23 protein-coding genes and 3 pseudogenes are annotated in these 18,659 nt (G+C 35.9%); 11 read left to right on the top strand and 15 right to left on the bottom strand.

Annotated elements, in window-relative coordinates; all coding sequences use genetic code 11:
• The first annotated feature begins 1 nt into the window (after nt 1).
• The 6 genes and pseudogenes from H7992_RS24670 to H7992_RS09410 all read left to right on the top strand — a co-directional run.
• Nucleotides 2-361, top strand: coding sequence for a hypothetical protein (locus tag H7992_RS24670; protein WP_255428633.1), 360 nt, complete (start codon nt 2-4; stop codon nt 359-361).
• Nucleotides 358-1,113 carry an IS21-like element helper ATPase IstB gene (istB, locus tag H7992_RS09420; RefSeq protein ID WP_187047369.1) on the top strand — a complete coding sequence of 252 codons (756 nt, stop codon included), beginning with the start codon at nt 358-360 and terminating at the stop codon, nt 1,111-1,113. The genes H7992_RS24670 and istB (H7992_RS09420) overlap by 4 nt, the downstream gene beginning before the upstream one ends.
• Nucleotides 1,110-1,298, top strand: coding sequence for a hypothetical protein (locus tag H7992_RS09415; protein WP_187047368.1), 189 nt, complete (start codon nt 1,110-1,112; stop codon nt 1,296-1,298). The genes istB (H7992_RS09420) and H7992_RS09415 overlap by 4 nt, the downstream gene beginning before the upstream one ends.
• A 134-nt stretch (nt 1,299-1,432) precedes the next feature.
• Nucleotides 1,433-1,507: pseudogene (locus H7992_RS25055) on the top strand (hypothetical protein); the annotation flags it as partial.
• A gap of 9 nt (nt 1,508-1,516) precedes the next feature.
• A complete protein-coding gene (locus tag H7992_RS25050) occupies nt 1,517-1,681 on the top strand; it encodes a hypothetical protein (RefSeq protein WP_370570019.1) in 165 nt (54 codons plus the stop codon).
• A gap of 14 nt (nt 1,682-1,695) precedes the next feature.
• Nucleotides 1,696-2,589 (top strand): annotated as a pseudogene (locus H7992_RS09410) (IS3 family transposase); the annotation flags it as partial.
• A 55-nt stretch (nt 2,590-2,644) separates the two neighbouring features.
• Here the strand turns inward: H7992_RS09410 and H7992_RS09405 are convergent.
• The 9 genes from H7992_RS09405 to istA form a co-directional block, all read right to left on the bottom strand.
• The gene (locus H7992_RS09405; protein WP_187047367.1) at nt 2,645-2,860 is read right to left on the bottom strand and encodes a DUF2599 domain-containing protein; all 216 of its coding nucleotides are present in this window, start codon (nt 2,858-2,860) and stop codon (nt 2,645-2,647) included.
• Nucleotides 2,857-3,174, bottom strand: coding sequence for a hypothetical protein (locus tag H7992_RS09400; RefSeq protein WP_187047366.1), 318 nt, complete (start codon nt 3,172-3,174; stop codon nt 2,857-2,859). The genes H7992_RS09405 and H7992_RS09400 overlap by 4 nt, the downstream gene beginning before the upstream one ends.
• Nucleotides 3,175-3,360: 186 nt before the next feature.
• Nucleotides 3,361-3,714: an IS66 family insertion sequence element accessory protein TnpB gene (tnpB, locus tag H7992_RS09395; RefSeq protein ID WP_187047365.1), complete on the bottom strand. Its 354-nt coding sequence runs from the start codon at nt 3,712-3,714 to the stop codon at nt 3,361-3,363.
• Nucleotides 3,711-3,899, bottom strand: coding sequence for a hypothetical protein (locus H7992_RS09390; RefSeq protein ID WP_187047364.1), 189 nt, complete (start codon nt 3,897-3,899; stop codon nt 3,711-3,713). Before H7992_RS09390 ends, tnpB begins: the two co-directional genes overlap by 4 nt.
• A gap of 262 nt (nt 3,900-4,161) precedes the next feature.
• Nucleotides 4,162-4,518 carry an ion channel gene (locus H7992_RS09385; RefSeq protein WP_187047363.1) on the bottom strand — a complete coding sequence of 119 codons (357 nt, stop codon included), beginning with the start codon at nt 4,516-4,518 and terminating at the stop codon, nt 4,162-4,164.
• Nucleotides 4,519-5,344: 826 nt separating this feature from the next.
• Nucleotides 5,345-5,473, bottom strand: coding sequence for a hypothetical protein (locus tag H7992_RS24665; RefSeq protein ID WP_255428632.1), 129 nt, complete (start codon nt 5,471-5,473; stop codon nt 5,345-5,347).
• Entirely contained in the window at nt 5,473-6,768 is a 1,296-nt protein-coding gene (locus H7992_RS09380) for a helix-turn-helix domain-containing protein (RefSeq protein ID WP_187047362.1), read from the bottom strand. The genes H7992_RS24665 and H7992_RS09380 overlap by 1 nt, the downstream gene beginning before the upstream one ends.
• Before the next feature lie 263 nt (nt 6,769-7,031).
• Nucleotides 7,032-7,757, bottom strand: a complete 726-nt coding sequence (gene istB, locus H7992_RS09375; protein ID WP_255428599.1) for an IS21-like element helper ATPase IstB — start codon at nt 7,755-7,757, stop codon at nt 7,032-7,034.
• Complete coding sequence (gene istA / locus H7992_RS09370) at nt 7,754-9,208, bottom strand: IS21 family transposase (RefSeq protein ID WP_187046863.1); 1,455 nt, start codon at nt 9,206-9,208, stop codon at nt 7,754-7,756. The genes istB (H7992_RS09375) and istA overlap by 4 nt, the downstream gene beginning before the upstream one ends.
• A 159-nt stretch (nt 9,209-9,367) precedes the next feature.
• Here istA and H7992_RS09365 point away from each other — a divergent pair, with 159 nt between their 5' ends.
• Both H7992_RS09365 and H7992_RS09360 read left to right on the top strand, forming a co-directional pair.
• Nucleotides 9,368-10,429, top strand: coding sequence for a hypothetical protein (locus H7992_RS09365; protein WP_187047361.1), 1,062 nt, complete (start codon nt 9,368-9,370; stop codon nt 10,427-10,429).
• A gap of 263 nt (nt 10,430-10,692) precedes the next feature.
• Nucleotides 10,693-10,932: a hypothetical protein gene (locus H7992_RS09360; protein ID WP_187047360.1), complete on the top strand. Its 240-nt coding sequence runs from the start codon at nt 10,693-10,695 to the stop codon at nt 10,930-10,932.
• A 589-nt stretch (nt 10,933-11,521) separates the two neighbouring features.
• Here H7992_RS09360 and H7992_RS09355 read toward each other — a convergent pair.
• The gene (locus tag H7992_RS09355) at nt 11,522-12,340 is read right to left on the bottom strand and encodes a reverse transcriptase domain-containing protein (protein WP_187047843.1); all 819 of its coding nucleotides are present in this window, start codon (nt 12,338-12,340) and stop codon (nt 11,522-11,524) included.
• A gap of 28 nt (nt 12,341-12,368) precedes the next feature.
• On the opposite strand from H7992_RS09355, the gene H7992_RS09350 reads away from it, so the two are divergent.
• The 3 genes and pseudogenes from H7992_RS09350 to H7992_RS25045 all read left to right on the top strand — a co-directional run.
• The gene (locus H7992_RS09350) at nt 12,369-13,604 is read left to right on the top strand and encodes a site-specific integrase (protein WP_187047359.1); all 1,236 of its coding nucleotides are present in this window, start codon (nt 12,369-12,371) and stop codon (nt 13,602-13,604) included.
• Nucleotides 13,597-13,797 (top strand): hypothetical protein, encoded by a 201-nt coding sequence (locus H7992_RS24500; protein ID WP_222618011.1) that lies wholly within the window; start codon nt 13,597-13,599, stop codon nt 13,795-13,797. The genes H7992_RS09350 and H7992_RS24500 overlap by 8 nt, the downstream gene beginning before the upstream one ends.
• Nucleotides 13,739-14,281: pseudogene (locus H7992_RS25045) on the top strand (tyrosine-type recombinase/integrase); the annotation flags it as partial. The gene H7992_RS24500 and the pseudogene H7992_RS25045, both read left to right, overlap by 59 nt.
• On the opposite strand, the gene H7992_RS09340 reads toward H7992_RS25045, so the two are convergent.
• The 5 genes from H7992_RS09340 to H7992_RS09320 form a co-directional block, all read right to left on the bottom strand.
• A complete protein-coding gene (locus H7992_RS09340) occupies nt 14,193-14,780 on the bottom strand; it encodes a JAB domain-containing protein (protein ID WP_222618010.1) in 588 nt (195 codons plus the stop codon). The pseudogene H7992_RS25045 and the gene H7992_RS09340 sit on opposite strands and share 89 nt — an antisense overlap.
• A gap of 117 nt (nt 14,781-14,897) precedes the next feature.
• Nucleotides 14,898-15,260: a hypothetical protein gene (locus H7992_RS09335; RefSeq protein ID WP_187047358.1), complete on the bottom strand. Its 363-nt coding sequence runs from the start codon at nt 15,258-15,260 to the stop codon at nt 14,898-14,900.
• Between the two features lie 15 nt (nt 15,261-15,275).
• On the bottom strand, nt 15,276-15,524 hold the full coding sequence (locus H7992_RS09330; RefSeq protein WP_187047357.1) for a hypothetical protein: 249 nt from the start codon (nt 15,522-15,524) through the stop codon (nt 15,276-15,278).
• Between the two features lie 348 nt (nt 15,525-15,872).
• Nucleotides 15,873-16,736, bottom strand: a complete 864-nt coding sequence (locus H7992_RS09325; RefSeq protein WP_187047356.1) for a hypothetical protein — start codon at nt 16,734-16,736, stop codon at nt 15,873-15,875.
• Between the two features lie 4 nt (nt 16,737-16,740).
• On the bottom strand, nt 16,741-18,294 hold the full coding sequence (locus H7992_RS09320; RefSeq protein WP_187047355.1) for an AAA family ATPase: 1,554 nt from the start codon (nt 18,292-18,294) through the stop codon (nt 16,741-16,743).
• Between the last annotated feature and the right edge of the window lie 365 nt (nt 18,295-18,659).

Genomic DNA, 18,659 nt, shown 5'->3' with positions numbered 1-18,659 from the left:
TATGCCGGATAATCATCGGTCATATCTGGAACATACTCCGGAGAATAATCAGATATGGGCAGAGTCCGTCGGACCTTCTGTGGATCGATTGGTCGCCTACATTTTAAAACATAATCCGGAAAAGAAAGCACTCATGATTCTAAGCTCGTTACGAAATGTATCCACCAAGCATACAAAGGATGAGTTGGAGACTGCAACTCAAACATTACTGGAAATCTCCACTAATCCGACCATACCTGTGTTAAAAGGGATTTTAGACAGGCGAAATAAGCGCAAGTCAAAAGACAATGAGCAAATTATTCACCATGAAAACCACGGCTTTACCCGTGGCGCTAAATACTTGGGGGGGAAAAGCAAATGATGAACCAAGAAACGTTACGTAAATTAACTGAAATGAATATGGGAGCCATGGCAGAGCTGTATCAACAACAGAGTCAGAACAAAGACTATAAAACAATGGATTTTGATGATCGCTTCAACCTCCTGGTTGACTACGAATACGATCGTCGAAAATCCAACCGATTAGAACGATTGATTAAACAGGCAACTTTTGAAAATCCAACGGCAGCCATTGAAGACATTGAATATCATCCAGATCGCAGGCTAGACAAAAACCTCATCTTAGAGCTGGCAACAGGGAATTATCTACAGAATCACCATAACATTATTTTAATGGGTGCATCGGGGAACGGAAAAACATGGATAGCGAACGCGTTTGGCATCCATGCCTGTCGTCAATTTTACAAAGTAAAGTATATTCGGTTGCCAGAATTACTGGATGAATTAGCTGTAGCGAAATATGAAGCCGATGGTAGCTTCCGTAAAATCATTCAAAAATATAAGAAAATTGATCTCTTGATTCTGGATGAATGGTTACTGACAGAGCTATCAGAAGAGCATGCCCTTCATGTCTTAGAAATTATCGAATCGAGACTAAAGCGGACATCCACGATATTCTGTTCTCAATTCTCACCCGAAGGGTGGCACTCGAAGTTAGGACAGGCACAGATAGCAGATGCGATTCTGGACCGGATTGTGCATGATTCCTATAAAATCCTAGTTGATGGAGAAATTTCGATGAGAGAACGTCATGGCTTGGGGGTTAAGGTATGATTCCATCCGAAGTGGAAAATCGTATCGCTACTTATTATTTTCACAGGTACTTGCCTGATGGGATAATGGAGATAGTAGTAAATGGCTTACTAACTCGTTGTTTTGAGTCTGAGGATGAGGAAATAGATATGGATGAAATGGTTTTATGGGCTATTCACATCATAGATAAAGGATTAGATCGTTAATCATTTCGATAAAGAACGCAAACAGCCATTGCGAGCCCGGTTTCAATGGCTGTTTCTATATCTTCATCTGACCTGTGGCTCATTCTGTCCGCAATACTCACTCATCAGGGTTTAAACTAGACGTACTCAATTTTATGAACAAAACAGGTGCGTCTTTTAGAGAAACGGCAAGCACTTTTAATATCTCTTCCCCTAGTAGCGTTTATAGGTGGGAGCAGTTGCTTAAGTCAAAAGGATTCGACGCGCTAGAACCAAAGAAGAAGTGGCGTCCATCCATGAAAAAAGAAACGAAGAAAATCGACTCACAAAAATCAATCTCAGCTGAAGATTCAGTAGAAGCCTTACAAGCGAAAATCGTGCGTCTAGAAATGGAGAACGCTTAACTAAAAAAGTTGAACGCTTTAGTTCAGATGCAGAAAAAATTACAAACAAAATCAAAGCGCAATTAATTTTTGAACTAAAGGAACAATATGAGGTCGTGGATTTAGTTGAAGTCGCTGACATTCCATGCAGCACTTATTACTACTGGGAAAAACGATTAAATCAAATTGATAAATATGAGATCGTTAAAGAAGCAATCAACGTCATTTATCACGAACATAAGGGGCGTTATGGTTACCGCCGTATCACGAAAGAACTGAAGAAATACGGGTTTACGCATGACCCGAAGACCATCAACCGCTTGATGAATGAAATCGGCTTAAAATGTAGGGTCCGTATGAAGAAGTATCGCTCTTATAAAGGAAACGTCGGAAAAATCGCTCCTAACGTATTACAACGTGATTTTAAGGCAGACAAAATGAATCAAAAATGGGTAACAGACGTGACCGAATTCCATCTCTTTGGAGAAAAACGTTATCTGTCACCTGTTCTTGATTTGTGTAATGGCGAAATTATCGCATATAAAGTCATGAATCGACCGGTCTATCAACTTGTAGGAGATATATTAGACGAAGCTGTTCAGCGTCTTCAACCAGGCGATGAAGTCATTCTTCATTCCGATCAAGGCTGGCATTACCAGATGAGGAAATATCAAAAAAAATTACAAAAGCATCAGATAACGCAAAGTATGTCCCGCAAAGGAAACTGCATAGATAATTCACCAATGGAGAACTTCTTCGGGCTTCTAAAGCAAGAGATGTATTATGGCGAAACACTTCGCACATATGAGGAATTAAAAAGAGATATCGAATCTTACATCAATTACTATAATAACAAACGGATCAAACAGAAATTGACTGGCATGAGTCCGGTTCAATACCGTCTTCAAACCAGCCAATTAGCTGCTTAATAATAACCTCTAACTTTTAGGGGTCACCTCAAAGTCAAAGGGGCTATATCTCTTATTATTTTGGATTACAAAAAGCAGCAATAGTTTTAATTAAGCCTACATCTGGTCTACCTTGTTCAATATCCCAATCTGCTTCTATGATCGCTTCAAAATGGCACCAATATTGGTCTTTAAAACTACTTGTATTAATGTTTGCATAACTATTTTTCAGGTCATTCCACCCAGCAATAGCCAAAGGCCTCAATATTCTAGTAGATGCTTTAGGTGTCATGCTATAAGTCCAATAACCATTTCTAATTGGAAATTATGGTCATGGAAATGCGCAGAAACAGCAGACATTGTACCAAATTGATTCTCTACATCAAGTAATTTTAGCAATTCAGCTTCTTTTTCACCTTCAGGAACATCAGCAATGTACTCATCAAGTCTATTGTTTACATCAGCAATCCACTCTTTGTTTTCTTTCTGAAAATCTTCTAATTCCTCAGAACTTACATTATCAATTTTCGAAATATCCTTTTTTAGTTGATCAACTTCCAGATTCCTTTTATTAAATTCTATTTCATTGATTGTTGTTATTATCATTCAATTTGTTTCGACATTTCCTGGTTTTGTTGATTTGAATGAGCCAATTGCTTTTCTAGTACCCGAATTAATTTCTCTGTTTGTTTTTCATTCGTAGAAGAAACATCTGGCATACCATTCACCACTTTCCGTTCGGTTTTGTTTCTATTAGTATAACGAGTTCGAATAGCGAAATAAAGATAAAAATCAAAATATTCCTTCAGATGAAGATTGAATGGCTTTTGGTTGCTGAATAGATAATCCTTCTAAAAGCCATCTGAGTTCCTGTTGCGACAAATTGCGAACTTCTCGTTCATTTCTAGGCCATTGTAGTTTACCGTTATCTAACCGCTTATAAAGCATAGCGAAGCCATTACCGTCAAAATACAAACATTTATAACGATCTTTACTCCCTCCAGCAAATAAAAAAATGGAATCACTGTAGGGATCGAGCTCGAAAGAGTCTTGAATCAGTGTAGCTAGGCCGTCAATACCTTTTCTCATATCGGTTTTCCCACAGATGATATAGATATTTTTCACACTGGTGTAATCCTGTTTCATAAATGCTTCAACTCCCTCATTACTGTTTGGATAATGCGCTCTTCTAGTCCGTTATAAAAGGAGATTTCAGCAGTAACGGTTTTGATTATGCAAATACCGGAGGTATTCGAAGTAGCGAGGGGAAATACATCTTTACCATCAGGGTGGAGTGTAACGGGGACTATTGTTAATTTTTCTTGCGACATTAAAAGCACCTCCTAAAACTGATACGTTAATCGTACCAAGGAGGTGCTAAGTTTGGATATGCCTTGTTTGATTGGGGGCTTACGACATTTCGTTCGATTTTGAACGAAATGTCGCTTTTTTTTGTGAAACTTTTTTATAAAATTAAAAAACGTAAGTTTTTCAGTGCCCTCGGATTTTACCGGGGCTTTTTCAGTTCGTCCAGGTCGCTTTGCAGCTGCTGGACCATGGCCTAAAGTTGTTCTTCTCGTTCCTGGCTCTTATTCATTTCTTTGATTCAACTTCCTTGTCTTCTGGTTTTTCAAATTTGATGATAGCTAGCCCCAGTCTCATTATTAGCATAAGCATGACCCCTATCCCGACCACTAGATAAACCATAGTAAACCATTTACTGATAGTCGCTTCTGGCATTAACCCAGTATTGACGCCTGTCGGAATTAAACTGACAAATGCAAAGTAAAACGAGTTAAGCAGTGACCATCCTTCTATCCCATAATAAAACATAGTGCCAGATAACAAAATAATGGCTAATGTTAAAAGTAATGTTTTAAATAGCGGTTCCTTTCCTATTCGAATTACAGCTGATAATAAACGTTTCAACGTTAGTATGAATGAAATCATTTGTTCCCTCTTTCCAGTTGTTTACATATTAAAGCTATCTGTTTCGGTGCTGCTGAGTCTTTTTATTAAACCTTATTTTAAACAATTCGTCCATTAATATCATAGAACAGCCAGAAGTTCTTGTGGTAATCAATTGCCTCTTCATTAAACCTTTTTATTTTCTTTATGTAAAAGTAACTTCATTGCGATAAGTATACATTCAAATTCAAGTAAAAAAACTCTTTTTTGAACTATCACGTTTGGTTAGTGAGCGAAGAATGTCTATTCACCTTGTGCAGTGTATTATTAACTAACTTGGTTTGTCAAATTAAGCGAGACATAATCTGTCCATTATGACGCATGCAGGAATCTTAATGGGATAGTTTCAAAATACATGGTTTTGTCATTCCTATCCTCGGTTATAAAGTTAGGATTTCCGAAGAAATCCCTTGTTTTTTCACACATTAGTGTTTATAACAAAACTTGTCGCGCTGCCCCGTTAGTTTAAGTACATTATTTCACAATCTTTAGTATATTTTAGCATAGATTTCTCGTCTTCCTTCAACATTTTTCATTTCAACATCTAATTAGCAAGTGTTTTAACAATGGAATTAACAAAGGCAAATAAATTTATGTGCTGCTGCTAATTCCGGTGCCAATTGTGGTACTAATTCATCAATATAAAGCATCTAAATGTTGATGCAACAACAAAAACGGGGACACTAATTCCTATGCGAATTGTGTCCCCAAACACTGTATTTTTTATTGTTTTCTCCCCATCAACCGAACCCGTTAGGGGATCCCTGTCTTCTTTTTTGTTAAACTATTATAAATGCAAGTTAGAAAATTAATTAATGAAGGTGGATGGAAATTCTGTAGGTCTTGGATTTTCATCATCGTTTTCAGATGTAGACTGAGTGTAAATCGTCGCTAAAAACAGTAGAGCTAAAAAGTATGGTATTACTATTTTTCTCATTATAATTCCTCCCATGATTTAATCGATTTTTTTTCGAGTTTCGCCTGGACAAACTTACTGTAATTTAATGCTGATTTCTTATACTGACCAATACTATTGTAATGCTCAGCTAAGGCTAGTGTGTATTTAGTCGTATTCCAATTATCATTAACTTGTCTAAAATAGTCAATAGCAGAAATTAAAGTCTTTTCAATATCTTCATTCTTATCAATATAATTCCTATAAATTTCAAAATGAAAAGTATACTCCCTGTATAATTCATTGTTTTCCCACTCATTGATTAGAAGGGATCCCTGTCTACAAAATCCTCTTGCTTCCTCATAATCACTGTGTCTATAAAGTTCCTTCATCAGAGCGTAAAGAGTTAGAAGATAACTTTTATGCCCTTCATCTCTTTTATACTCTAAACTTTTTTTAAATTTTTCAATTGCGATTTGTGAAAACCCCATACGTGAATGTAGTAGCGCCAAATTATGATAAATCATACCGAGGTAGTCAAACTTGTTTAATTGGTTAGTTATTTCTAATGCAAACATCAAATGCTTCTCCGAACTATTGTAATCCAACAAATTCTTATATGAATTCCCTAGTACTATATGACAATCCAGGGCTTTTTCCAAATAAATATTGTCTGTAAAGTATTTCAATGATTGTCCAGCTAAATCTATGGCTTGGTTAAAGAGTGCTCTTTTTCCATAACATAGACTTGCAATATAACTAAAATCCGCTTTTTCCCATGGTTCCAGTATTAACTCGTTCAATATCTCTTCAATTTTCAATATATAATCGTAAGCACTTTGGTAATCACTTTCAAAGTATCTATATAAACATCCATTTATATAATAGAGGTACTTTTCTTTATTACTATACTCACTTAGTAGCAGCTCGGAAAAAGCTATTTCCTTTCTTATTGTAATTCTATCTTCGTTATTGATTAATAAAAAGCGGATTAACAATAGGTTATAGGTATTGTGATTTCTTTTACAATTAAATACATATTTTTTTTCCCTGGTATTCACAAATCGTTGAATTCCATCATTATTTTTCTTTGTAAGGTATTCTTTGTAGCTATTCGACATTGATTTTATGAAAGTATCTTCAGTATGTGTGTCGAAGCTATCCGTTACGATCTCTAATCTTTCTGCTAGAAGACTTAGAATTTCTTGGCTAGCAACTGTTTGTCCATTCTCAATCTTGCTTAGGTAAGATACTGAACAGATACCTTTGGCCAGCCAAATTTGCTTCATATTTTTGTTTATTCGTTCTTTTTTAATTAAGTAACCGGTTAGAATCATTTATTTCACATCACTTTCTTAGTTCTAGGAAACTTACTGTCGAAAGGGTTAGATTATTGGGCTCTTAAGATACTATTTTCCCAACCTCATTATAGTGATTTAAATATACAGAATTATTATAATTATATTGTACCAAAAAAAAACAATAGGGGGTATCTTGTATGAAAAAACTACTAATACTGTTAACCGGTGTGTTTTGCAAGATAAAAGTGCAGAAGATTGCAAAGGAAAATACACAAGCCTGCCAGCCTTCAAATCAGTATTTATTTCTGACGTGATAAAGCGTTTGTTACTCTAAAACTATCTCCTGTAAAATTCAAAATATGAGCATGATGTATCACTCGATCTACCAATGCAGCAGTCAATCTAGAATCGCTAAAAACACGATTCCATTGGCTAAATTCTAAATTTGAAGTGATAATTAAACTTTTCTGTTCGTACCAATCCGAGATGAGCTGAAAGAGGAGCTCTGCTCCCTCTTTATTGAATGGAACGTAACCCATTTCATCCAATATAATTAAATCCACATTTTTAAAGCGGCATCTAAACTGAGATAGCTTGCCATCTCGCCATGCTCTTTCGAGCGCTTCTCCCAAGTCCGAAACTCTATAAAAGCGAACCTCTAAACCTTGCTTACAGGCCTCATATCCAATACCGGTCGCTAAATGAGACTTTCCAGTTCCAGGAGCACCGGTTAAAATTAAATTTTCATTACGGCCTATAAAATTTAGTGTACATAGCTCATGCGAGTCAATGTGAGCGGGGAAATGAATCTGTTCTTTCCATTGAAATGATGAAAGTGACTTCTTTTGATGAAATTTCGCCTGCTTTATTAATCGTTCGACTTTCGTTTCTTCTCGCAGCTGAAGCTCTTTTTGAAATAAATCTTCTAGAAATTGAGCTGGATTTTCATATGATATACCAGAATAAATATCGTTGACATGAGCTAAACGTAAAGTTTTACACATAGTATCTAAATTTGTAGTCAACGAACCTCACCTTCAATCTCTGGTGCTTTCTGAAGCTGATCATACTTGTTCCAATCAACGTCATAAGGGTGTGCTTCCGGGTCTTTTAAAGCGTCTGTTTGTCCATTCAATAGCTCATAAAACTCATTATTGATTTCATTCATATCATGAGTGGCTAGTAGTGCTAGTACCCAATTTATGCGTTCCTTACGAATCGAAAGATTCGAGATATTAAAGTATTCATATACTCGACCTGGAAGATAAGTTGAAAAACGAGAATAGGGTACTGAACGCGGCTTACTTAACCACGCTTTTAAGATGGATTTCCACGGAATCTCACGATTCTTGTGCATATACGGACGATTATCTTCATACAAGACTTCTCCATGGGGAGATAGTACCTTGAATCGATTCCAATATTTTACGACAGATAAACCTGTATAATTGTAAGCTTTCGGAACATAGACTTTTACTTTGTCTAAAGTGATTTCTCCATATTTATTTGCTTTCACTTTTTCTTCTTTGAAAACAGGATACTCTTCTTCAGGTAACTCCAAAAGATATTGATGCTCTTCCTCCAATAGCTCTTGTAACGGTACTTGTTTTTTATAGTGTATGCGTTGACGATCCGTTGTAAGCTGTTGTTCAAGTAGCCGGGTTAGATATTCCAAATCCTCTATGACGGGTGCTGGAGTTATGAAATTATATCGAACGTAGCCGACTTTATTTTCTACACTTCCTTTTTCGTTGCCGGAATAAGGATTACAGGCTTGGGGTTCAAATCCATAATGATTCGAAAAGTGAAGAAATTCATCTGTGAATACAGCCTCCTCATTTCTGTTCCTTGGTTTAATGACGGCTGTTTTCATGTTATCAATACGGATTTTCTTAGGAATCCCTGCTAGTTGTTTGAATATCATTTTCATGCCATGTAAAAGACACTCTTGATTTTCCGCCGGTAATGGAATTACATAAGCAGCGTTGCTAAAGGGAAGTGACATGACTAGGCAATGGATGTCTTTATATTTTCCATCTTGAACAGCTTGCATCAATCCAAAATCTAATTGTGCCTCAGCGGGAGGGTGGATTAAGCGCTCGTAGTTTTTATCTTTAGTCTCATCTTCAACATCTTCTCTTCCTTCGCGCCATTCTTTAATAAAATATGAGACAGTCCGGTAGGACCCCCTAAACCCCATTTCTTGTAAGGCAGAAAAGATTCCTTTGTTATTCCTTCTTTCTTTTCTTTTGAGCTTTTGATCTTCCCAAAGCCAATCTCCAACAATTTCTCCCCATTTTTGTTCATACATCATTCCTGACTTTTTTCTTTCTATTTCTACAGGCAAATCATCTTCATCTGCATACTTTTTAGCAGTTCTCCAATTGATTCCAAGAGTTTTTGATATGTGATTAATAGATAATGATTTCTGATTCCTCATTAATTTGATACAATTAATTTCAGGCATTGCCAGCATTCCTTTCAACCTCCACTGATTTGATTCGACACCAATACAGTAGAGAAATTTTGGAAGGCTGGCAAGCCTTTTTTTGTTGAAACTTGTGTTGCAACGTTATGTACTTTTCCTTTGCAATTCTATGTACTTCTATTTTGCACTACACAAACCGGAACATTGATGTTATTATCAATATTCATTGGGTCTAACAAAACAGCAATGGCTTCTTCTTTAGATGAAGCTAAAATTCAAGTCGACGCTGCAAGTGACGAAATATCTATTCAAAATTTATGGAAAACTTATTTGGGGGCCGTTTATTCAATCAGTGGACATCTATCTAATAAACTTTACAATGTACCCGCAAAATCTGCCTCAGTAACTGGTGCTGTGGGGACGACTACTGGATCGAAAACTTATACCAAGGATGAAGCATGGGCAGAGACAACAGTGAAATTTCAAAATTACTATGATTCTATATATGCATTTGGTAGAACAAGCCCTGTAAATTCTTGGACGAAAAAAATTGGTATTGCTATATATAGAAACAGCACCTGGACAAGAGTAGCAAGTGGAAACGTCGGACATGATCAAGGAATTACAGCTAGTAGAATGTCATCCGGTGATTACACAGTTATGTATAATATCCATGATCCAATTCAGTGGAACCTGGGAGTATTCTACTTTTTTAATAGTCCTCCATGTACTCAATGTCTCCCAGCTGAAGGACCGCAGCCTTTAGCACTAGAAGAAAAACAAAGTAAGTACCACTTTGAAAATAATTCACTTTTTATCATTCCGCAACAGAAAGCTTTTAAAGAGAACAATACAAATTCAAAATTAAAGACAAAAAAATCCGTTTTGTCGATTAATGATTTGAAAAATGACCATTTTGATGAAGAACTGCAGGAATATGTTAACAGTTTGAAAAGCTTCAATATAGGGGATTCTATTATTGTAAGCGATACTATTACAGATATTTACTATGATACTGACAAACAAGCTACAAGCTTAGGGTTTGACTACTCAGATAAAACTAACTTAAATGAAGTTTCAAAGATTTATTGGGAGTTTGCTGGAGACCTTATGAGTCAATTTTCAATTGGAGATAGTGTTTCATTTAAAACAGACGTAATTTCTATCAACAGCGATTTGAACCTTGAAACTCTTGATATCTTAGGCTATCAAGCAGAAGTTGCTCCAAATATCGATTCTTACCTGTTAAGTCATCTTCAAAAAAATTGAAGTGCATGGAATGAATGGATAAACCACTAGAAGGATTCTATTAATTTAAGTTTATACAATACGGAAAATCTCACTATGATTTTCCGTATTGTTTTTAATATTCTTTAAAATAGTTTACAATTTATACAAAGGTTTTTTCACTTGTATAACATCGGGTTCTTTATTTAAGGATCTGAGCAGCTAAAACGGCTCTTTTTCTTCTTTGAATAAAGAGGCAGATAGTTAGTGCAAGAAGAATCAAATGGAAAAGGGGTAGATTCGTTATGGAGGAAAATTGGAAAGGCGAGGAAAAGGTTAATGAAAATAAATTAATGTTGAGAGAAGCAGGCTTTGTAGCATTAGTGATAATACTTTTTATTCCATATTTTAAACTAGCTGCTTACTTGTCGGATCAATACTTTTTTGATAGTTATTTTATGAGCTACCTTATTTTATTTTTAGGTATTCCTTTATCATACTTTGCTGCGAAGTTTTTAGTTCGGATAATAAAACGCATACAGTAAGAATGTTTAGTTTCGCTATTCATTTAGTTTTGTACCACAACGAGAAGGGGAGTGACATTCTCTTCTCACTTGTCTTATAATAAACTTTAAGCTAAATTCAAATTTAGTCATGAGTTTAATAAAAAAATAGAAAAGAGGAATTAAAAATGACACAAACGAAAAATGTACAAGGACACCAAAGTCTAGACTATTTGGACATCAAAGTCCGGACCATTATTATCTCTTTATTTTCAAAATATAAATACTTCCATTAAAAATCCCAATTTTTTTTGCTTTTATGCAGGTTTTTATACATTTTGCTTCACTTGAATATTTATCATGTCTTAGATCAATTTGCAGCTCTATTTTATATACTTTTCCAGCTTTCACCCTAATCTCTAGACTTGCAAGACTTTTTCAATTAGTTAATTTTACGACTCCTCGGCAAAGTTTAACTATATTTATTTGCTTAATTCATGTAAATATTGCATCTTCCTCACTTCAGTTCTTCATAAGATAAAGTAGGGAAACCATTCTCATGGCTTCCCCCTTATCAAACCGCACGTGCCCTATTTAGGCATACGGCTTACCAATATGTTATCGCTAGATTCTAGTGTGATGCATTCCAGGCGTTTTGCATCTTTTGAAGGCGAAGGGATGAAAAATACTCTTCGCCTTTCATTTGGAAACGAAGTTTAGCCAACTCATACTTTCGTTTGGATTTTGTTTTCTTATCCATTGCGAAATCTTCGAGTGTTTGTCCGTATGCTTTATTCAGATAGAGCCATAAGCTAGGGATAAGTTTAATCGCGATGAAAAATTCATTATTCCACTTATATCGCATCTTATATTCCTTGATTTGACTTGGGTGCTTATGTATAAAAGCCACTCGTAATCTTCTGCGGATATATCCATCTAGACTATCTAACATCCTTCGGATTTTCCTTGTTACACAATGACTTTTCTGACCCAATTCGGTGTTTTCTTTTATCGCGTCTATCACAAGCACATAATAATTTACTTTCCCTCTAATAATCGGATTGACCCGGTTTACCCATTCGACTTTATCGAGCGTCAGTTTCTTAGGTGTTTTCCTCTTGATTTTCAGACGGAAGTCTTTAATGGACTCCTCTTTCGGTACGACGAAAAAGACCGGTTTCCCCTTCTTATTCATTGTCCAATGTTGAAATGTGAAGCCAAGGAAATCAAAGTCATCTTTCTTAAAATTGACTACTTTTGTTTTGCCTTCCGCAATTTCCAAGCCCAACTCTTTTAATTTGGCTTTTGTGATGCCTATTGCCTTTTGAATTTCTTCTTTACTTTTGGCGAAGATTAGAAAGTCATCTGCGTATCGGACAAAACGTAGTCCATTCAAATCAAGCTCCCAATCCAATTCATTGAGGTAGGTATTCGCTAGTAAAGGAGAGATAACCCCACCTTATGCAAAGAAAGTAATTATGCAAAAGAAAACATTGGAAGATCTAATTCACGATCTCGGGCAAGAAATGCTACGCCTCGGTTACACTGAAGGAACTATGAAATTCTACCGTAGAAGATGGCGAATGTTGATTCAATTCGCTCGGGAAAAAGGTGAAACCTACTATTCCGAAAGCCTGGGAATAGACTTTGTTGAAGAATACTTTCGCATCCTTGAAAAAGATTTTGATCGAGCTCTATCGCAATCTGAGACACAAGAGCTACGCATCATCAGAATGATAGGAGACTTTCAGTTGCACAATACCGTTTTACGTCGGTATTACAAGCACAAGGAAATCCTTACGGATCCTTATTTCATTGATATCAGTAGCCATTTTAAACAATATTGTACAGAAAAGGATTACTCCAATGTGACAATAGACCATTATGTTAAACAGTCGGAACGATTCATGGATTATCTTGTTTCCCAATCCATATCGTATTGTAGGGCAATCAACCTTACATTGATTAATGACTATATTAAAACATTGGCAGGCTATACGTACAAAACAGTGGAGCAAAATATATGCTCTATACGTGCCTTTTGCCGTTTTCTTCAGGAAACTGGACGAGTACAGACTGATTTTGCTTCAAAAATGCCAATGGTGCAAGCAAGGAAACAAACCCATATTCCATCCGTATGGACACCCGATGAGTTGAAAAAACTAGTCAATGCCATCGATAAAGGAAGTCCGAAAGGAAAACGGGATTATGCCATTATCCTACTGGCGTGCTGTCTTGGTTTGCGCTGTACAGATATTAAAAACCTTAAAATGGAGAACTTTCATTGGGAAGAGAAGCAGCTTGTCTTTATTCAATCAAAGACAAGAAGTGCCTTATCTCTTCCATTGACACCGGAGGTTGGCTGGGCAGTGATTGATTATCTCAAATACGGTCGACCTAAAATAGACAGTCCCTACGTTTTCGTCAAACATATGGCACCTTTTGGTCCGTTTTCAGAAGGTGACCATTTAAACCAGCTCATAAAAAGATACATGGAACTAGCACATCTTCCCACATTGAAAAAGAAAAGAGGTATGCATTCCCTTAGGCACACACTGGCTAGCATGCTTCTTGAAAATGACACACCGCTCTCCGCCATTTCAGATATACTCGGCCATGTAGATACTGATTCAACAGCCGTTTATCTGAAGGTTGATATTAAGAAGTTGAAGGAATGTGCCCTTGACTTTGAGGAGGTATCAAGTCATGAGTGACATCATTTATGAAGGACCTTTTAAAGAACATATTCAAAACCACGTGGATCTGAAGCGGGCTGTCGGATACAAGTACGATACAGAAGAAGGTCAATTGAAACGTTTTGCCAGATTTACGTTGGAAAAATATCCAAATGCTACAAATCTTACAAGGGGCATCGTATTGGATTGGTGTAGCAAAAAAAGCTTATGAAGCGCAGGCAAACCAATGCGCACGTACATCAATCATTCGCCAATTTGGAAAGTATATGGATTCCATCGGAATCCAAGCATATATCATTCCGAAAGGGTACTATCCAACTGAAGAACAATATATGCCATATATTTATACTGCTGATGAATTGAAAAGAATTTTTGTTGAAACCGACAAATGCCGATACAGTTGTGAATGTCCTTATAGACACTTAATTATGCCTGTTTTCTTTCGTTTGATTTATATGTGTGGACTAAGAGCATCTGAAGCCAGACTTCTCAAAGTGGGTGATATTGATTTAGTAAATGGTATTCTCACCATCCATCATTCTAAAAATGATAACAGTAGACTAGTACCCATGTCACCTTCACTTATAGAACGATTTAAGCATTACTTTAATAAGGTCCATCCTTATCCTGTGGCAGAAGATTATTTTTTCCCGGCACTTGGTGGCAAACCGATGACGATTGGGAATGTATATAAAAACTTCCGTAGGTTTCTATGGCGTGCCGGAATTTCTCACGGCGGGAGAGGACATGCACTATCGAAGAATTTAACGAACCAATGAAGACCGTCTTTTTATGAAGTACTTCATTCTTTACATTTAGGTACAAGACCACGAAATGTTCTTGCGTTAGTGACGTCATTTCAGCCATCAAATAAGCTGCTGTATCTTCTAGAGATCTGATTGTATATCGTTCCTCAACCTTTCCAGCAGAACGCATCTTTCTAGCAATCAACATACCAGAATGGACTTTTAGAGCCTCACTATGCGTCATTCCTTCCTCTTCCAACTCAGAAACAGTCATATCGACTAGGGCTCTGATTCCACGAGCTGCTAAACGACCCGTAAATTCCGGTTCTGCAGATGGTCCAATTAATACAGCCAGAATATCCTGCAATTCGATCATACTTTCAGAACCGACTGCATTGTAAGTGGAAACTGCTTCACGAGCAGCTATAATATATTTTTTAGTTGTCATTTTGTAATCCTCTCTCACACAAAGCAAGTGCCAAGTGGCACAAGCGTTCATGTGCCACTCTTTCATTGCCCGGTGGAAGGCTTTTATGATATAATCAATCTACAAGGTTTAAAAGAATCACTTTTTACGAGATGCGAATCGACGCGTCTCCTTTTTTTCGCCCATTTTTGTAATTACTGCATCATCCCAGCCTATCTTTTTCAGATTTGAAGCTGTGATGTTCAGCATTTTCCATGGATTCACACCTTCAAGCACCATGTTTTGAGCTACTTCCTTTATTCCTTTTTCATCAAATTGCCACGATGCAGATACAGTGTAATCCCAAATAACATCACCTGTATCAACTGGACCATTGTTGTCGACGAAAGCCTTTAGTTCAGCCTTCATTGCTTTCAACGCTGATTCAACACGTTCAATTTCTTTTCCTAATTTAATTGCATGATCCATACTTTCAATAATCTCTGTTTTTGCCAGAACCATTATGAAACTCCCCCTTTAGATTCCAATATCTCCGCTACCAATTATCTTCACATCACCGTTTTCAATAGACATGAAAATATCTTGAATATCGGTAAGAGAATCCATCTTTTTAACTTCTCCATTGCCATCCAGTTGGTAGATACCGCCAAACTTAAAGACAAGGAATTTCCGTTCTCTCTTATCATCCATAAAGCAGATGAATGACTTGTTCGCGCTTCCCTTTTTGTTGTTAGAAACTAGACGTTCTAATTGTTTACCAACCATTTGCATCGCTCCATTCCCTTTTTATTTTTGAAATCAAAAAAGCCGACTGTATCCCTAAGGATTCAATCGACTTTTAATATATATCACGCAAAAATGCGTAAATATCCAATATGATTTTGCCCGAAAGCAATTTTGTGACGTACAATTACATCTACCTAGCTTTTCCCTAAATGAGAATTCAAAGGCTGCGACATTTGTGTCGAATCTCCTTTTATAAAATGAAAAGGTATAACGACTTTCATCAAAATACGATGACTTGAAAACTAACAGACATAGATTAAGTTTATCAAATCAAAGTAGCAGTCGCAACACTTCGGAATACGTGTATCAGAGATGTAGTCGAATTACTCACTTTAATATATCTTCTATTGAGTAATTTAATGCTTCCTCACAAAACCACTCACTATTATATAATGCTGAATACATAGCTGTTTGCCAAGAATTTACTTGGGCATATTGAAAACTTTCCACTGTTCTGAATAACTCATTTTTTAAAGCGGATGCTCCACCCTCATCATATATCTTTTTTAAATTATATATGTTTCCTGAAATATCAGAACTGGCATAACTACTATATAATTGTCCAATCTGAAATATATTAAAATGTTTACGTACTCTTTCCTTAGTAATATCATCCCAAGATTCATGTGGATTCACATTAAAAAATATGGTCAAAGGAATTTTCTCTTCGAACGCTGAGTACAACCACAAGTCATCTTCGATATTATCGAAATAAGGATGAAGAAATTCTTCTTCCGCCTTATTGGCTTTTTTTTCCTTTTTACGCTTATTACAACCAAAACAAGCTGGAATCAAATTTAAAGGACTAATAGAAAACACAGGGAATTTTCCTTTTGGCAAGTAATGGTCTATACTATCGACGGGTCTATATCCACACAAAGGACATAGAAGATGTTTAGGTAATTCCATTATAGTGTTATAGTAATCTCTACCGGGCTGCCCCTGCTTAGAAAATTTGTCATTATAAAGTTTAATCATTTCTGCTTTATCTATTATTCTGGGAATACAACTATCTTCTTCAATTGTATGGACTGTATTAGTTTCAATTTTTTCTTTAAGCACACTACCCCATTCAACTATTTCTTCTATACTATCCTTAAAGCGTGAAACTAATTCTTCATCTTCGTAATTGCTAATGCATTTTAATATAACTTCATCTGTAGAAAAATTGGGTCTGGGAACTGTTCGCATTTTTTCACTCCTTATACAGCAATAGTGACCTTAGAATAGTACGAGCTTCTATCCCTAGTTCACCATTAAACTTGCCAAGTATTTCTTCATAATTATTTCCTTCTTCCACCAACTTCTCCAACAGTCCATGGAATCCAGAATATGTAACTTCTAAACCGAATACTTCTCTAGTTAGGGTCCCTACATTTTCACCGAAGGTTTCGATTTCAGGTCTGTAAAAAGAACAATTTTTGCCGGCTCTCTTAATAATAGAAATACAGCTACGCGGTAGTTCTTGAAGAATTACAGGCGAATGAGTAGCTATGATTGCAACTCCATTTTGAGATATTAAAATATTAGACAACGCTCTAATAAATGCTGATAGTAGTGGAGGGTGTAAATGAGATTCCGGTTCATCTAAAATTACTAATGACTTCTCATCAACTTTTTCAATTAATCTTGTGATAGTTAAAAGGATAATTTTATGACCTGAACTTAGCTCATTAAATATCTGCTTTAATTCATCAATCTCCTTTAAATCTATTTCCTTAAGACCAAAACTCTTAAAAATGGCGTCACTCTCTAGCATTTCAATTGCTTTCCTCCACTCATGAATCTTTCGTAAATCACTTGTTTCTTCAATAATTTTAATGCTGTGTAAAAATTCATTAATCAATGTTTCCGGTGTCTTAGAAATATACTTTTCACTTGAACCATCTTTATTGGTAGCTTCATTCTGTTCAGTTATTTCACTATCCTTTATCCCAATATAAGAATAGAGTATTCCTTTCTCTTCATCTATTCTGTCTCGAAAATGAGCTGTGTTATCAAATGCACTAAAAGAAATAAAAAGCATATTAGCGAATAAATCTGTTGAGTCCAAAGTAAGTGAATCGTAAAAAAGGTTATTTTTGTCTTCATCTTCTATGATTGAACCATCCTCATCGTATGTTCCCGAACCATTTAACAGAGAGTCAATCATTCCATTAAGTATTGTCGTTTTACCAACACCATTGCTACCAATTAAAGCATGTATGTTTGTCGGTGGCATTGAGTCCGGTTCTACCTGAAATTCGAAAACAACTGAATCTTCATTGTCGTTGTAGGAGTAATGATAACTAAATTGATAAGGCGTAAGCGGTACCCCACCTTTAGCTATTCTGTGAAATTGATTTTTTACGGTGAATACTTTTATATCACGTAACAAGGATGATTTTGTTACCTCATATTGAATTACCTGATCAAAAATATTCAAATCGTTAGCAATATCATTCATTCCCACCAATATACTACTTCGTATATCTGGGCCTAATCTATTTAAATTCTCATAATAATCCTTACCCTGCCCTAAACTGAAATGCGTTTCGTTTAACTTTGCGATTCCAGTCGAAATGTTGGTGGAAAATTCTTCTGTGGACGTACCAATTTTAACATGACCTATTTCGGATTGCTTTTTTGATTCATCAACAAAATACATCTTAAAAAGAGTGCGATATCCAAAATCATTCCAATTATCCCTGATCAGATGCACTCCAGGACGAGACATTACTTGTCCGAATCCAGTGTTATAAAAATACATTCTACCATCTCCGTTCACAATTTTTTTATAATCTATATTAAGGTTAGACCACAAAAAGTCCTTTTTTGAAAAACTGCTTCCTCTGAACCACAATATATAGTCCATATAATCGAGTACTTCAAACTATATTTCGTGGATTGAAAGTAGCAATAACTTTTCTGGGGGCTAAGCATAATAATAATTAACTAAAAATTTATTTATCTGACAATTCAAACCTGTATAAATAAACGTATCCTAAATTCACAAAACCATTCAGATTAAACCTCAAGAATTAATCAACGAAATTGAGTGCCTATTTATTATCAAGTATATTTTCCCAGGCGCCTCATATTAATATCCTATTGACAATAGTAAGCGTGAAGTTA

The sequence above is a fragment of the Sporosarcina sp. resist genome (assembly GCF_014302295.1).
GTDB classification, from domain to species: Bacteria; Bacillota; Bacilli; order Bacillales_A; family Planococcaceae; genus Sporosarcina; species Sporosarcina psychrophila.
Note: the sequence above shows the minus strand (reverse complement) of the source record. Positions and strands in the feature narration are given on the sequence as shown.